Raw genomic sequence first — 15,836 nt, 5'->3', positions numbered from 1 at the left:
CATGAGCGGATTTCCGCTTATCGAAGCGCAGTCGTGGGCAATAATCCGCTCATTGAGGATCGAGAAAATCCTCACGGGTCAGGCCATGACGCTGCATTTTCTCGTTGAGCGTGCGTCGCGGTAGCTGCAATGCCTCCATCACCGCCTTGATTTCCCCCCCATGCTGACGCAACGCCGCGCGCAGGCACTGTGCCTCGAAGGCCTCCATTTGCTCGCTGAGCGAGTGCGCGCCCGGCGCAGGTTCGACCGGTGTCGAGTCCAGACCCAGGGCATGGCGTTCGGCGGCATTGGCCAGTTCCCGCACGTTGCCCGGCCACTCGCGCGCCAGCAACTGCGCCAGCATCGCGCCAGACAGCGGCGGGGCACTGCGGCCCAGACGCTCGGCGGCGGTGCGCACGAAGTGCTCGAACAGCAGGGGAATGTCCTCGCGCCGTTCGCGCAAGGGCGCCAGCCGCAGCTCGGCGACGTTCAGGCGATAGGCCAGGTCTTCGCGAAAGCGCCCGGCGCGGGCCTCTTCGAGCAGATCGGGTTTGGTCGCGGCAATGATCCGCAGGTCGACGCGGATGCTCTGATTGCCACCCAGGCGTTCCAGTGTGTGCTCCTGAATCACTCGCAGCAGCTTGGCCTGCTGGGCCAGCGGCATGCTTTCGATTTCATCGAGAAACAGCGTGCCGCCATTGGCATATTCCAGCTTGCCGATGCGCTTGCCCTGGGCGCCGGTGAACGCACCGCTCTCGTGGCCGAACAGTTCGGCTTCGAACAGCGCTTCGGGGATGGCGGCGCAGTTCAGTGCCACGAAGGGTTTTTCTGACCGTGGACCGAAGTCATGCAGGCAGCGCGCCACACGTTCCTTGCCGCTGCCGGTGTCGCCGCGAATCAGCACGTTGACCGGCAGTGCGGCCAACTCCAGCACCTGGCGGCGCAACTGCTGCAAGCCTTGCGACATGCCGAGCAAGGTGCCTTGCAGGCGTTCCTTCAAATCGGCCTGGTGGTGCAATGCGCGGTTGGCCAGCACCAATTGGCGTTTCTCCAGCGCCCGGCGCAAGCTGCCCAGCAGGTGCTGCGGTGTGAAGGGCTTTTCCAGGAAGTCGTAGGCGCCGTTGCGCATGGCGTCCACCGCCATGGGCACGTCGCCGTGGCCGGTGAGCAGGATCACCGGCAGTTCGGCGTCCAGTGCGTGCAAGCGTTCGAGCAACTGCAGGCCATCCATGCCCGGCATGCGCACATCGCTGATGACCACCCCGGGAAAGTGAGGGGGCAGTTGCGCCAGGCACTCTTCGGCTCGGGCAAACAGTTGCACGCTGAAGCCGGACAAGCTCAGCCACTGCTCGACCGCCGTGCGGATGCTCGCTTCGTCGTCGACGACGATCACTGAATTCAACATGCAGGCTCCAGGTCGCGGGGCAGGGTCAGGGTGAAGCGGGCGCCGCCAGGCAGATTGTCGACCTGCAACTGACCGCCCGCCTCATGGACGATGCCATAGGAAATCGCCAGGCCCAAGCCCAGGCCTTCGCCCACGGGCTTGGTGGTGAAGAACGGGTCGAAAACCTTGGCCAGATCGGCCTGGGCGATGCCGCCGCCGGAGTCGAGCACGCTCAGGCGCCACTGCCCGTCGCCGGCTTCGATGCGGATTTCCAGGCGCTTGTAAGGCTTGTCGAGCATGGCGTCGAGGGCGTTGCGCAGCAGGTTGATCAACACCTGCTCCAGACGGATTGCATCGCCGCGCACCCAGGCCGGGCGCGCCAGATACAGCGCCACCTCGACCTGCTCGCTGCGTAGACGCGTGTCCATGAGTTCCAGCGCCTGGTCGACCACACCGGCCAAGTCCAGCCGTTCGCGCAGCCCGCCGGGGCTGTTGCGGGCGAAGGTCTTCAAGTGGCCGGTGAGCGCGGCCATGCGCGTGAGCATGTGTTCCAGCGGCTCCAGTGCCTGGCGCGCCTGTTCGATACGACCGTGGTCGAGCAGCAGGCGCAGGGTCTCCAGTTGCATGCGCTGGGTGGTCAGTGGCTGGTTGATTTCATGGGCCAGGGCCGCCGACATCTGCCCCAGCGCGGCCAGTTTGGCCGACTGCACCAGACCTTCCTGGGCGGTGCGCAGTTCGCGGGTGCGGGCTTCCACCAGACGCGTCAGTTCCTCGCGGCTGCGTTGGCGCAGGCGGGCGATGCGCAGGCGCTGGCTGACGAACAGCACGGCAAAGGCCAGGCTCAACCACACCGCTGCGCCGAGCAAGGCGGCGTTGCGGGCGTCCTCGCTCACCTGGGGTTTGCGCAGCAGGTGCAGGGTCCAGCCCTCGGTGGTCAGCGGCAGGCTTTCCCAAAGGTAGTCGGCGCTGCCCTCCGGCCCCTTCACCCGGCGCAGCGTGCTGCGCTCGTCGAAGCGGCTGAGCAACTGATGCTGCAGCGGTATCAGCGGTTGTTTGTCGTACTGGCGGGTCTGCGCCAGTTCGGCGCGGTCGTCGTCGCTCAACGGCAGCAGCTCACGGTAGCGCCAGCCATTCTGGTTAGCGATGAAAGTGATCCCGCGCGCGTCGCTGACCAGCAGCACGTCGTCGTTGCCTTGCCGCCATTCGCGTTCCAGCTCGGGAAATTCGAGCTTGACCACCATCGCACCGAGGAAGCGCCCCTGTTCGTCGGTCACGGCGCTGGAGAGGAAGTAGCCGGGCACGCCACTGGTCACGCCGACGGCATAGAAGCTGCCGCGCCCCTTCACGCGGGTCTGCTTGAAGTAAGGGCGAAAGCCGTAGTTGGAGCCGACGTAGGTGGTCGGCAGGCGCCAGTTGCTGGCGGCCACCGCCAGTCCGGTATGGTCCAGCAGCTCCAGGGTGGAGGAATTGGCCGCGCCGTTGATGCGTTCGAGCTTGTGGTTGAGCACGCGCTGCAGGGGTTCGCCGACCGGGCCGCGCAGCGCGTCGATCAACTGCGGGTCGAGCGCCAGCACTGCGGGGAGGGCGCGGTAGCGTTCGATCAGTGTGTGCAGGCCATTGGCGTAGAGCGTCAACTGTTCGCTGGCCCGCCGTGCATCGGCCTGCATCGCCTGGCGCTTGGCGTGCTGCATGGCCCAACTGGCGCTCAGGGCGGTGCCGATCAGGATCAGCAGGATGATCAGGCCCAGACGTAGGGCGCGCAGGGGTGAGGGCATGGGTGGATCCTGGGGGGGCTGTTGGCCGTGTCGAACCTAGGCCGCTCCTGCAGATCCCTTGCAGGAGCGGTACCTGCGCGCTACAGCAGCTCGAAGCTCTGCTGCTGCACCGCTTGCGAGTCCAGTCCGACCTGGACGTTGAACTGTCCCGGCTCGGCGACATGCTGCAACTGGCCGTTGTAGAACTTCAGGTCGTCCTCGCTGATGGCGAAGGTCAGGGTGCGCGCTTCGCCGGCCTTGAGCAGCACCTTCTGGAAGTGCTTCAACTCCTTGACTGGGCGGCTCATGGACGCGCTGACGTCCTGGACATAGAGCTGCACCACGGTCTCGCCGTCGAACTTGCCGGTGTTCTTCACCGTCACCTCCGCCTGCAGGGTGTCGCCGCGCTTGAGGGCCGTCTTGGACAGGGCCAGGTCCGACAGCTCGAACTGGCTGTAGCTCAAACCGTAGCCGAACGGATACAGCGGCCCATTAGGCTCCTCGAAATACTGCGAGGTGTAGTTGCCGGGTTTGCCTGGGGTGTAGGGGCGACCGATGCTCAGGTGGTTGTAGTACATCGGGATCTGCCCGACCGAGCGCGGGAAGGTGATCGCCAGCTTGCCCGACGGGTTGTAGTCGCCGAACAGCACATCGGCGATGGCATTGCCGCCCTCGGTGCCGCTGAACCAGGTCTCCAGGATGGCGTCGGCCTGCTCGCGCTCCCAGGCGATTGACAGCGGACGGCCGTTCATCAGCACCAGCACCAGCGGCTTGCCGGTGGCTTTCAGGGCCTTGATCAGTTCGCGCTGCACGGCCGGGATTTCCAGGGTGGTGCGGCTGGAGGACTCGTGGGACATGCCACGCGACTCGCCGACCACGGCCACCACCACATCGGACTGACGCGCGGCCTTGACCGCTTCGTCGATCAGCACGGCGGCCGGACGCGGATCGTCGACGATTTCCGGGGCGGCGAAGTTGAGGAAGTTCAGGTAGTCGACGATGGCCTTGTCGCCGCTGATGTTCGAACCGCGGGCATACACCAGCTTGGCCTTGCCCTCGGTGGCACGGCGCAGGCCTTCGCGCACGGTCACCGAGTGTTCGGGCCGGCCGTCGGCGGCCCAACTGCCCATCATGTCGATGGGGGCGTCGGCCAGCGGGCCGACCAGGGCGATGGTGCCAGCCTTCTTCAGCGGCAGGGTCTGATCGCGGTTCTCCAGCAGCACCAGGCTGCGTCGAGCCACGTCGCGGGCGGCCTCGCGGTGCAGACGGTCTTCGCCGTAGTAGTCCTTGAGGTCGGTGTCGGGTTTGCCGATGCGCACGTAGGGATCCTTGAACAGACCCATGTCGTACTTGGCGCCGAGCACCTCGCGCACGGCCTGGTCGAGCTCGGCCTGGGTGACTTCGCCGGACTTCAACAGACCCGGCAATTCCTGGCCGTAGAGCGTGTCGTTCATGCTCATGTCGATGCCGGCCTTGATCGCCAGCTTGGCCGCCTCTCGGCCGTCACGGGCCACGCCGTGGCGGATCAATTCCTGGATCGCGCCATGGTCGCTGATGGTCACGCCCTTGAAGCCCCACTGCTTGCGCAGCAGGTCGTTCATCAGCCAGGTGTCGGCAGTGGCCGGCACGCCGTTGATCGAGTTCAGCGCCACCATCACCCCGCCTGCACCGGCGTCGAGGCTGGCGCGGTACGGCGGCAGGTAGTCGTTGTACATTTTCGGCAGGCTCATATCGACCGTGTTGTAGTCGCGCCCGCCTTCCACGGCGCCATACAGGGCGAAGTGCTTGACGATGGCCATGATGCTGTCCGGCTCGGCCGGGCTCTTGCCCTGCAGGGCGCGGACCAGGGTCTGACCGATCTTCGAAGTCAGGTAGGTGTCTTCACCGAAGCCTTCGCTGGTGCGGCCCCAGCGCGGATCGCGGGCAATGTCGACCATCGGCGCGAAGGTCATGTCCAGGGCGTCGGCCGAGGCTTCGATGGCCGAGGTGCGGCCGACCTTGGCGATCGCGTCCATGTCCCAGGTCGCGGCCAGGCCCAGGCTGATCGGGAAGATCGTGCGTTCGCCGTGAATGGTGTCGTAGGCGAAGAACATCGGGATCTTCAGCCGGCTGCGCAGCGCCGCGTCCTGCATCGGGCGGTTTTCCGGGGCGGTGCGCGAGTTGAAGGTGCCGCCAATGCGCCCGGCGGCGATTTCCTCACGGATTTTCTCGCGCGGCATTTCCGGACTGATGCTGATCAGGCGCAACTGGCCGATTTTTTCTTCGACGCTCATCTGGCCGATCAGGTGGTCGATGAAGGCCGCCTTGTCTTCCAGGGGCGGGGCGGAGGGGGCGGCCAGGGCCACGTGACTGACCAGGCCCATGGCCAGGCCCAGCAACGGCAATTTGATCATCAATTCCATCATCCATCGATTTGCTCGCCGCTGTGGCTTCGCGGCGACTGTTGTTGTGGTGCGCTGGCCGTACTGCGCCCTGCGGCTGCGGCGGATTATGCCCTATAAGCGCGTGCCGATGAGATACACTGCCGGCGTCCCGTCGCCGGGACCACGACAATAAGAACGAGCGAGTACCCCCGGGCATGATCCCCATCGACGAATATCAACGCCGCCAGGTGGCCGAAGCCATCGCCCGCGCCGAACAGCGCACCGATGCCGAACTGGTGGCCGTGCTGGCCCGTCGCGCCGACGACTATCCTTACCTGCCCCTGCTGTGGGCCGCGCTGTTGGCCGTACTGCTGCCGGCGCTGCTGCAGTGGTTGCTCGGCTGGCCGGGCCTGCGCGGCTTGCTGGTGACCCAAGTGCTGCTGTTCGTCGCCTTCTGCCTGTTGCTGCGCACGCCCTGGCTGGCCGCCCGCCTGGCACCGCGCCTGCTGCGCCGCCGCCGCGCCGCCGCTTTCGCCCAGCAGCAGTTTCACGAGCAGCACCTGCAGCGCACCGCCGGCACCAGTGGCGTGCTGATCTTCGTCTGCGAGGCCGAGCGCTTCGTCACCATCCTCACCGATCAAGGCACCGCCCGACACCTCGACGATGCCGCCCGTGCGGCACTGGTGGCGCGTTTGAGCGAGCGGGTGAACCAGGGCAGCACCCTGCAAGGTTTCGTCGAGTGCATCGATGCCTGTGGCGAACTGCTGGGGCGCACGCTGCCTTCGATCGGGCGGCGTAATCAACTGACCAATCAACTGGTGGTCCTGGACTGAGCCTCGGGCGCCGGCCGGTAAACCCTGTAGAATGCCGGCCATCACGCATTTTCGAGGCTGCTCCTTTCATGTCTTCCGCCACACCTGCGCCGGACGCCCGCGACCAATTTCTCAGCCTGCTGAGCGACGCCCTGCACCGCCAGCACCTGCTCAAGCTGGTGCTGGCGCGCCCTGTCGGGGCCGACGGCAGCCTGCAGCGCATCATTGCCAAACCGGTGCAGCTCAAGGGCCAGGCCTGCCTGTCGCTGGTGTATCGCCACCAGACCCGCGACATCACCCGCAACCTGCCCCTGGACGCGGCGCTGACGCTGGTGGCCGAGCTGCTGCCCGAGCAGTTTCGCAATGCTCACCTGTTCACCGCCGAGGGCGAAGTGCAACTGGGCTTCAGCAAGAAAGGCAAGGCGCTGCTGCAGCGCCACGCTGCCCAGGCGCCGAGCCAGCAGGCCAGCAGCGGCCACGACCGGGAGAAGAAGCGATACCTGGAGCTGTCGCGGCCGTTCCTGCGCGACCTGGGCGTGACCGACGGGCAAGGCGCCCTGATTCCGTCGATGTCGCGCAAGTGGAAGCAGATCAACAAGTTCATCGAAGTCTTCGACCATGCCCTGGCCAGTGCGCCGCTGACCCAGACGCAACCACTGCGGGTGGCCGACTTCGGGTCGGGCAAGGGCTACCTGACCTTCGCCATGCACGACTACCTGTGCAATACCCTGGGCCGCGAAGCGCAGGTGACCGGCGTGGAGCTGCGCGCGGACATGGTCGAACTGTGCAACGCCGCCGCGGCGCGTCTGCAGCATCCGGGCCTGGTATTCGAGTGCGGCGACGTGCGCAGCGTGGTGCCCGAGGCCATCGAGGTGATGATCGCCCTGCATGCCTGCGACATCGCCACTGACTACGCCATCCACACCGGCATCCGCTGCGGCGCGTCGATCATCATGTGCTCACCGTGCTGCCACAAGCAGATCCGCCCGCAGTTGCACAGCCCGGGTTTGCTGCAACCGATGCTGCAGTACGGCCTGCACCTGGGCCAGCAAGCCGAAATGCTCACCGATAGCCTGCGTGCGCTGTACCTGGAGGCCTGCGGCTACGAGACCAAGGTGTTCGAGTTCATCTCCCTGGAGCACACCAACAAGAACAAGATGATCCTGGCGGTCAAGCGCCGCCAGGCCGGCGATAACGCAACGCTGCTGGAGAAGATCGCGCAGCTCAAGGCGTTCTACGGCGTGCAGGAGCACTGCCTGGAAACCCTGCTGCGTGCCGACGGCCTGATCCCCGGCTGAGCGTATCGTCACTCAGAAGAACCGCGTCACGCTGACCTTGGCATTGCGCCCCTGCATCAGCGCATTCTCCCCTGACAGCTCAGGCCGGGCCGACTCGTTGAACAGGTTGTCCACCGTGAGGTTCACCTCGGTGCCCTTGAGGTAGGCCTGCTGCGGTTTCCAGTTGGCGAACAGGCCGTGGATCTGATAGCGGTCATTGGCGTACTGGTCGTAGTAGCGGTCGCCCAGCACACTGCCGGGTCCGCTGTAGTAGCGGTCGCTGGGCAGGCGGTCGGTCTTGCGCACGAACTGCGCGGTCCAGCCGACCCGTGCGTCCCAGGCCGGAATTTTCACGCCCAGGGTGGTGATCCACTTGGGCGCAGGGATGTCCTTGGCCCACACGTCCGGTCCCCAGGGGTTGGTGTAGGCGCCCTGGTGCCGACCCGTGATCCAGGAAAACGACGCCGAGCCGAACAGGTAGGTGGAGTCGTAGAAACTCTCGATCTCGAAGCCCTTGATCACCACATCGCCGATGTTGCGGTAGTTGGACATCAGGCCGCCGCCGCAGGTGTTGGCGATGGAGCCGCCCGTGAGCAACTGCTGTGGGCAGCCGATGCCGGTGGCTTTGAAGATTTCGTCCTCGATATGGTTGCGAAACAGGGTGGTGCGCACCTGGGCGCTGTCGTTGGCCGACAGCAGGTTGTCGAAGTCGAACACGCTGCCCACGCGCAATGCGGTGATGCGTTCAGGATCCAGGTCGCGGCTGGTGGCGGTCCGGCTGCCGCTGCCCTGCACTTCGTACTGCTCGTCGAGCACCGGCGCGCGCCAGGTCTTGCTGTAGTCGGCGAACAGTGCGGCATTGGGCGTCACCTTCCAGAACAGTGCCAGGCGCGGCGACCAGCCGCGGTAGGTCTTGGCGCTGTAGTCGTGGCCGGCGGCGGGGTTGTCGTACAGCGGCGCATCGTTGGGCTTGCCGTCGTTGGTCACCTGGTCGTAGCGCAGCGATGGGGTGAGGGTGACATCGCCCAGGGTGATGGCGTCTTGCAGGTAATAGCCCTGGCTGCGCACCGTGCCGCTGGGCATGAAGTAGGGCTGGTAGTGGCCGTAGTTGTAGCGTGCAGTTTCGTAGAGGCTGCCAGGCATCCACATCTGCGTGTCGCGGTTGTGCCGGCGGATCTGCGCGCCAACCGTCAGCGCGTGCTCCAGCGCTGCCGTCTCGAACAGGCTGGTGTTGGTGACCGCAAGCATGCGGTCGCGGTACTCGGTATCCATCTTGCGCCCGCCGGTGGCCGGCTGGAAGAACGCGGTCGCAGGTCGCTCGTCGGTCTGCTGAGTGTCGGAGTCGGAGTATTTGACCTCCAGATCGACCCAACGGTTATCCAACGGCTGATAAGCGTAGGTGCTCGACCATGTGGTGTCGGTGGTGGTGCGGTTGGCCAGGAAGCGGGTCAGTGCGGCGGCGTAGCCGTAGCGGCTGATATTGGCGGCGCTCGGCGGTGTCGGATAGGCCGTGGAGGAGAACGGCGCCCAGCGTTCGCTCTGCGAGCGCGACCAGGAGAAGCCCAGGCTGTGTTCGTCGCTCAAGTGCAGGTTGCCCTTGAACAGTGCGCCTTCCAGGTCCAGCGCGCTGTTGGGCAGGCGGGTAGGATTGATCGGGTAAGCGCCGTCGGGATCGGGCAGGTTGCTGGCCAGCTTCATGTCGCCGCCGTCGCGCTTGGTCAGGTAGGCCAGGCCGTCGATACGGCCGTCGTCGCTGCGCCCGAACAGCGCGGAACTGTACACCTGTTGGTGATCGTTGCTGGCATAGCCGTACTTGAGCATGGCACCGCTGTTGCGGCCGTCCTGAAGCAGGTCGCCGGCATCCTTGGTGGTCATGTTGACGCTGCCGCCAAAGCCACCGTTGCCGGTCTTGACCGAGTGCGGACCTTTCTCCACCTCGATGTGCTTGATCAGCTCGGGTTCGATGAATACGGTGCCTTGCTGGTAGCGCTCGAAGCCGCTCTTGGTCGCGCCATCGACGGTCATCGGCACGTCTTCGGCATCGCCCAGGCCCCAGATATTGATGGTCTGACCGCCCGGCTTGGCCGAGCCGCCCATGTTCACGCCGGGCAGGGTGGCGATCACGCTGGGGATGTTGCTGGGCTGGTAGCGGTCGATCTGCTCCTGGTCCAGGGTCGAACGCCCGACGTTCTGCGGGCCGATCTGCTGTCCGTCGCCGACGATGCTCAGGGCGCCGAGCTGAATGCTGTTATCCGCCTGTGCGGCTTCGCCAGGTGCGACAGGCTCGTGCTGACGCACCACGAAAGTCTCGCCCACGCGCACCAGGGCGAAGCGGCTGCCGGCCAGCAAGCGGGCGATGGCGTCCTGTGGCTCGAAGGTGCCGCGCAGGGCCGGCGCACGCGCACCGCTGAGCAGCGCTTCATCGAACAGCAACTGAACCTGCGCCTGCTGCGCCAGTTGGCTCAGCGACTGGGCCAGCGGTTGCGCTGGCAGGTCCAATTGCACAGGCGCGGCCTGGGCGGCCAGGCTCAGGCTCAGGCACAAGGCCAGCAGGGTAGGACGGACGGGCAAGGTTTGCAGCGGACGCAACGCAGACGACATGGATTCCCCCAAACGGCAAATGGCCGGAAAAAAGCCCACCGTTCATCCGGCAGGCGGGGAAGGAGACGCGGTGTTGGGAAAAATCCTCACCTGCGAATGATAAAAATTCTCAAATTAATGCGCGCGGTGCTCGATGCGCAAACGGCCATCGCCCAGGCGCACGGTTTTCACCGGTAGCAAGGCAGGCAGCGCGTTGAGCAGCGCGTCGGGGTCGTGTACGTCGAGATTGCCCGAAACCTTGTAGCGAGCCAGGTTCGGATCGGCCAGCAGCACCGGCTGCTGGCGGTACAGGCTCAGTTCGTCGATCAGGCTGGCCAGTTCGCGGTTCCTGAAGCTGACATGACCGTCGCGCCAGTCGGCCACGCGCTGCTCGCCCAGGTTCTGGCGCAGCAGGCTGCCACGAGATGGCTCGTAGGTGACGCGCTGGCCGGCCTCGACCAGCATGGGCGCCTGGTTCTCGCCGGAGGTTTCGAAGGCGACCTGGCCATGGGCGACACTCAGGGTCAACTCGCGTGCGCCACGACGCAGGTCGAAGCCGGTGCCGACCACGCGCACCAGCGCGCTGCCGGCATCGACGAACAGCGGCCGCTCCTTGTCTGGCGCCACGTCGATGTACAACTGGCCCTGTTCCAGCGTGATCAGCCGTCGCTGCGCGGTGAAGTCCAGTTGCACACGGGTGCGGGCATTGACGTACAGCTGGCTGCCGTCGGGCAAGTGCAGGCTGCGCATCGTGCTGGCGACCAGGGTTTCGCGTATCGGCGTGCTGCCGCTGCCCAGGTTACCCGCCAGCAGCGCGCACAGCAGCGCCGCCGCCGTGGCGATCAGTGGACGCCAACGCGGCGATCGGTACTGCACCCGCGCGACGGGGTGGTTGACCTGCTTGAGCGCGGCCATGTCTGCCCACAGTTGCTCGAACTGACGGTAGGCGCGGGCGTGCTCGGGATGGCGAATCCACTGGGCGAAGGCCTTGCGTTGCTCGCGCGTTGTCGCGTTGCGGTTACGCGTGAACCAACTGGCGGCTTGGGCGTCGAGCGGGCGTGGATCGGTCTCGTCGGTGAGGCTCATTACGGCTGCTCCCTGCCATCTTCACTGTCCAGCCGTTGCTTGCAGTGCAGCAGGGCCGCAGCGATGTGCTTTTCGACCATGCTTACGGAAATATTCATGCGTTCGGCGATCTGCGCCTGGGTCAGGCCTTCAAAGCGGTGCAGCATAAGGGCTTCTCGTCGCCGCGGCGAGAGCTCGGCGAGGACTTGGCGCAATTGTTCCAAGCGCTGACGGCGCTGGGCGTGATCGAAGGGGTCGTTGGCGCTGGTGGCGGGGTCGATGGTCGTCTCCTCCAGCACGCTCTGACGCACCTGTTGCCGGCGCCAGTGATCGCTCAGCAGGTTGCGTGCCATGCGAAACAGGAAGGCACGCGGTTGCTCGACCTTGGTCCGGTCACGGTAGCCGAGCCATTGGGCGAACACGTCCTGGGTCATGTCTGCGGCATCGCTGGCGTTGTCCATGCGCTTGCGCAGGAAATGCAGGATTTCGGCGTAGAAACTGCGGCAGGTGTCGGCGGTGGCGGGATCGGGCTTGAGGCGCTGCATGCACGCTTTCCGGGCTGGCCTGGAGAAAGGGTGCGGATCTTATCGAGAATTATTTACATTTGCTAGCCAGGCGTGACGCCTCGTTCAGAGGCGCCGGGCGTGGGTCAGGGGCACGGGCAGGGCCAGTTCGGCGGCGCCGAGCGGATGGCTGCTGGCGTCGAAGAAGTGCAGGGCGCCATCGACCGCACCGGCCAGGCGCTCGGTGAAATGCTGCTTCTGGTTGAGGATCGAGGCGTCGTTCAAAGGGCGGATGGCGATGCACAGGTGTTTCGGCCTGGCCTGGCGAATGGCCAGCAGCAGGTGCTCGTCGCTGCTGTCCAAGTGCTGGCCGAACAGGCACAGGCCACCCTGTTCGCCCGCAAGCTGGGCCAGGCTCCAGGACAGGTAGTCCGACTGGCGGATGGCCCGCAGCTTGTGCTCGCTGCGGTCTTCATTGACGAACAGCGGCACCTCGCCGGGAATGTTCACGGCAACGCCTTCGAGCAGTTCGGCGCCGATAGCGCTGCGCTGGCGCGTGCTGCCGTCGGGCAGCTTGAGCAGGTGCAGGCCGCCATGCAGGTGCAGGACACGGGTGCCGGGGCTGGCGGTGCGGCGCACATCGAAGAAGCCTTCGTCATCGAACAGCCGGGCAAAACCCTGCGGTGCCTGTTCCATCGCCCACAGCAGAATCAGGTCGTAGTTGCTGGTGTAGACGCTGCGGTACTGACGCAGGGCCGCGTTGATCGTGGCCATTGTGGCGCTGGACAACAACGCATGCGGCGGGTGCACGGCGCGCAGGGCGTGGATCAGCGCTTCCTTGATCGAGTAGTAGCGGTTCAGCGGCGCGGTGGAGTTGATCGCCAGGGCGGCATTGGTGCGCACCGTGGTATTGAGCATGCTCAGCACCGGCTCGAACAGCTCGGTGCCCAGCGACTTGAACAGCGCCTGGTCGCTGATCGCCAGACCGCTCTTGCGCCCGGCCTTCTGCGCTTGCTCGTACAGCGAGAAATAGCCGAACGGCTTCCACAACACGCGGCTGGCGCCGTTGCCCAGCAGCAGGGCGGTGCAGGGGTGGCGGGCATCGAGATCGGACCATTGGGCGAGCTGAGAATCGAGAGAGGGCATCGAGCATCCGTGGGGCAGCGGTGAGCGGGGACTTTAGCATGTCATCGAAGCTGTGAGAGGCTTGGCCCTCCAAGGAATCCGCTGCGCCGCGCGTGCGGGGTGCGGCCCGAGAGGATCTGAACATGCGTATACGCGTAGCGCCCCTGCTGGGCTTGCTGTTGTCGACGATGGATGTCCGAGCCGATGACGGTGCGGCCCTGGCCAAGGCCCAGTCCATCCCCTATCCAGCGGTGATCGCTCACCGTGGCGCGTCCTTCGACGCGCCTGAATCCACCGCTGCGGCCTATCTGCTGGCGCGCGAGCTGGGCGCCGATTACCTGGAACTGGACCTGCAACGCAGCCGCGACAATGTGCTGGTGGTGGTGCATGACGATGTGCTGGCGCGCACCAGCGATGTAGCCTCGCGCTTCCCTGGGCGTGCCGGGCGTCCGGTCAGCGACTTCACCCTGGCCGAGTTGAAAGCGCTGGACGCTGGCAGTTGGTTCAACCAGGCCTACCCGCAGCGCGCCAGGGCGAGCTTCGCCGGGCAGCAGATCCTGACCCTCGATGAAGTGATCGACATCGCCGAGGGCAATCCCGAGCGTCAGCCGGGGCTGTACATCGAAACCAAGGTGCCCAAGCAGTTTCCCGGCATCGAACGACAGCTCAAGGCACGGCTTCAGGCCCGTGGCTGGCTCGACAGACCTGGGCGAGTGATCCTGCAGACCTTCGACCGCGACAGCCTGGCCCTGCTGCACCAGGAGATGCCGCAGGTGCCGAAGATTCTGCTGCTGTGGGTAGGCAAGGGCAGCATCGAACCCAAGTCGGGCCAGGACTTCGCCGACTCGGGCGAGCAGGACAAAGCACGTTTCTATGCGCGTCAGGCGCCCAAGGACCGCAAGGAGCTGCTGCGCTGGCTGGATGCCGCCAAGGCCGGCGGCGCCATCGGCACCGGTCCCTCCGCGCAGCGTAGCCGCCTGGGCGAGCAGAGTTACACCGACCTGATCCAGCCGTGGATGAACCAGGCCAGCCACGCGCGTGGCCTGCTGGTGCATGCCTACACCCTGGACGATCGCGAAGACTTCGCCAAGGCGATGGACGCCGGGGTGGATGGCATTTTCACCAACCGGGCCGGGGCGTTGCTGCGCTTTTACCAGCGACCGGCGGTGGCGGATGAAGGGCAGGTGTTGCAGGGGTTAGGGTTTTGATTGCCTGAATGAATCGCGGGTGCGCGCGATCGTGATCAGCGGTCGCGTCGCTCCCGATTGCGCCAAACCCGATACGCCCGAATCCCGGCGCGCACCGAGCCGAACAGCAAGCGGTCCTCCATCTCGTGGGCCATGCCCGAGCGCACCAGCATGCGCAGGAAGGTGCCGCGGGCGCGGGCGATGGCGAAGTGCACGCCTTGTGCCTGGAGCGTATCGCGCACCTCCCGCAAGGCGGCAATGCCACTGACGTCGATGCTGGTCACCGCTTCGGCGTCGAACAGTACCGCCTGTGGATCGGGCTCGCGTTGCACGGCTTCGAGCAGGCGCATCTTGAAGTAGTCGGCATTGAAGAACAGCACGGCATCGTCGAAGCGGTACACCACCAAGCCGGGCACAGTGCGGGCCTGCGGGTGCTGGCGCACATCGACCTGGCCTTCGATGCCGGGCATCCAGCCCAGCACGGCGTCGGTGGGCTGGTAGATGGTGTAGAGCAGCCGCAGGATGGCCAGGGTCACGGCGAAGACGATGCCCGGCAGCACGCCGAGGCCGAGTACGCCGAGCGTGGTCAGCAGGCACAACCAGAATTCGAAGCGACTCAGGCGTCGGATCTTGCCCAGGGACTTCACGTCGATCAGCCCCCAGCCCGCCATCAGCAGCACCGCGCCGAGTGCCGCCTGAGGAATCCAGGCCATGGGGGCGGTGAACAGCAGCAGGATCAACGCGATGACCAAGGCGGCGATGATGCCCACCAGTTGGCTCTTGCCGCCGACCATGTCGTTGACCGCGGTGCGCGAGTCGGCGCCACTGATGGCAAAGCCCTGGGAGAGCCCCGCCGCCAGGTTGCTTACGCCCAGGGCGACGAATTCGTGATTGGCATTGATCGCATGGCCGTGCCGGGCCGCGAAGCTGCGTGCCGTGAGCATGGCGCTGCAGAAGCTGACCGTCGCGATCCCCAGCGCGTCGCGCAGCAGGCTCTTGGTCTCGGCCAAGGTACTTTGCGGCCAGGCCAGTTCGGGCATGCCGGCCGGCACCGGGCCGAGGATGGCCACGCCGAAGCGGTCCAGCCCGAACAGCCCCGCCAGCAGGGTGAACACGGCGACGGTGACCAGCGCTGCGGGCAGTTTCGGATAGCGGCACGGCAGCCAGATCAGCAGCGCCAGTGCGCCCAGGCCGACGACCAGGGTCAGCCAGTGGATCTCGCCCAGGCGCTCGACGAAATTGATCAGGCTGAGAATGAAGCCGTCACCCTCGATGCTGAAGCCCACCACTTTGGACAGTTGCCCGGCGATCAGGCTGAGGCCGATGCCATTGAGGTAGCCGATCAGGATCGGCCGCGAGAAGAAACTGGCAATGAAGCCGGCGCGGGCCACGCCGGCAGCGATCAGCATCACCCCGACCAGCAGCGTGACGATCACCGACAACTCGGCGATCCGCTGCGGATCGCCCATCGCCAAGGGCGCCACGGCGCCAGCGATCATCGCACAGGTGGCCGCATCGGGGCCGACCATCAGTTGCCGTGAGCTGCCGATCAAGGCATAGACCATCATCGGCAGTACACAGGCATACAAACCGTACTGCGGCGGCAAACCGACGATCTGGGCATAGGCGATGGCGATCGGGATCTGGATCGCCGCCACCGACAGGCCGGCTTGCAGATCAGCGCGGAACCATTCGCGGCGGTAGTGCAGGAGGTTGGCCAGGCCCGGCAGCCAGCGGGAAAGAAACATGGGCAGTCCTTTGATGTTTTCTGGGTGCGCAGTCGCGATATGCACCTGAAGCCGCTTCG

The 15,836-nt window shown here is 65.8% G+C and carries 11 protein-coding genes; 3 read left to right on the top strand and 8 right to left on the bottom strand.

Features of this window, described 5'->3' with window-relative positions; all coding sequences use genetic code 11:
• Positions 1 to 49: 49 nt before the first annotated feature.
• From Q7C30_RS11810 to bglX, 3 genes are all read right to left on the bottom strand, one after another.
• Positions 50 to 1,384 carry a sigma-54 dependent transcriptional regulator gene (locus Q7C30_RS11810; RefSeq protein WP_295485670.1) on the bottom strand — a complete coding sequence of 445 codons (1,335 nt, stop codon included), beginning with the start codon at positions 1,382 to 1,384 and terminating at the stop codon, positions 50 to 52.
• Positions 1,378 to 3,138 carry an ATP-binding protein gene (locus Q7C30_RS11805; RefSeq protein WP_116888905.1) on the bottom strand — a complete coding sequence of 587 codons (1,761 nt, stop codon included), beginning with the start codon at positions 3,136 to 3,138 and terminating at the stop codon, positions 1,378 to 1,380. The genes Q7C30_RS11810 and Q7C30_RS11805 overlap by 7 nt, the downstream gene beginning before the upstream one ends.
• Positions 3,139 to 3,218: 80 nt before the next feature.
• Positions 3,219 to 5,510, bottom strand: coding sequence for a beta-glucosidase BglX (gene bglX / locus Q7C30_RS11800; RefSeq protein WP_317871602.1), 2,292 nt, complete (start codon positions 5,508 to 5,510; stop codon positions 3,219 to 3,221).
• Between the two features lie 185 nt (positions 5,511 to 5,695).
• Between bglX and Q7C30_RS11795 the strand changes: the two genes are divergently transcribed.
• Together Q7C30_RS11795 and Q7C30_RS11790 are read left to right on the top strand one after the other, a co-directional pair.
• Positions 5,696 to 6,313, top strand: coding sequence for a membrane protein (locus Q7C30_RS11795; RefSeq protein WP_029615033.1), 618 nt, complete (start codon positions 5,696 to 5,698; stop codon positions 6,311 to 6,313).
• A 68-nt stretch (positions 6,314 to 6,381) separates the two neighbouring features.
• On the top strand, positions 6,382 to 7,590 hold the full coding sequence (locus tag Q7C30_RS11790; protein WP_317871601.1) for an SAM-dependent methyltransferase: 1,209 nt from the start codon (positions 6,382 to 6,384) through the stop codon (positions 7,588 to 7,590).
• 12 nt (positions 7,591 to 7,602) lie between these two features.
• On the opposite strand, the gene Q7C30_RS11785 is transcribed toward Q7C30_RS11790, so the two are convergent.
• From Q7C30_RS11785 to Q7C30_RS11770, 4 genes are all read right to left on the bottom strand, one after another.
• Positions 7,603 to 10,170, bottom strand: a complete 2,568-nt coding sequence (locus tag Q7C30_RS11785) for a TonB-dependent hemoglobin/transferrin/lactoferrin family receptor (RefSeq protein ID WP_317871600.1) — start codon at positions 10,168 to 10,170, stop codon at positions 7,603 to 7,605.
• A 114-nt stretch (positions 10,171 to 10,284) separates the two neighbouring features.
• On the bottom strand, positions 10,285 to 11,235 hold the full coding sequence (locus Q7C30_RS11780; RefSeq protein WP_317871599.1) for a FecR domain-containing protein: 951 nt from the start codon (positions 11,233 to 11,235) through the stop codon (positions 10,285 to 10,287).
• Complete coding sequence (locus tag Q7C30_RS11775) at positions 11,235 to 11,759, bottom strand: sigma-70 family RNA polymerase sigma factor (protein ID WP_029614926.1); 525 nt, start codon at positions 11,757 to 11,759, stop codon at positions 11,235 to 11,237. The genes Q7C30_RS11780 and Q7C30_RS11775 overlap by 1 nt, the downstream gene beginning before the upstream one ends.
• A gap of 84 nt (positions 11,760 to 11,843) precedes the next feature.
• Positions 11,844 to 12,863 carry a DUF4917 family protein gene (locus tag Q7C30_RS11770; protein WP_317871598.1) on the bottom strand — a complete coding sequence of 340 codons (1,020 nt, stop codon included), beginning with the start codon at positions 12,861 to 12,863 and terminating at the stop codon, positions 11,844 to 11,846.
• A 122-nt stretch (positions 12,864 to 12,985) separates the two neighbouring features.
• Between Q7C30_RS11770 and Q7C30_RS11765 the strand changes: the two genes are divergently transcribed.
• Entirely contained in the window at positions 12,986 to 14,050 is a 1,065-nt protein-coding gene (locus Q7C30_RS11765) for a glycerophosphodiester phosphodiesterase family protein (protein WP_317871597.1), read from the top strand.
• A 35-nt stretch (positions 14,051 to 14,085) separates the two neighbouring features.
• Here the strand turns inward: Q7C30_RS11765 and Q7C30_RS11760 are convergent, their stop codons facing one another.
• A complete protein-coding gene (locus Q7C30_RS11760; protein WP_317871596.1) occupies positions 14,086 to 15,777 on the bottom strand; it encodes a SulP family inorganic anion transporter in 1,692 nt (563 codons plus the stop codon).
• Between the last annotated feature and the right edge of the window lie 59 nt (positions 15,778 to 15,836).

Source organism: Pseudomonas sp. RAC1, assembly GCF_030658255.1.
Classification (GTDB): domain Bacteria; phylum Pseudomonadota; class Gammaproteobacteria; order Pseudomonadales; family Pseudomonadaceae; genus Aquipseudomonas; species Aquipseudomonas boreofloridensis.
This window is presented reverse-complemented; position numbering and strand designations above follow the sequence as displayed.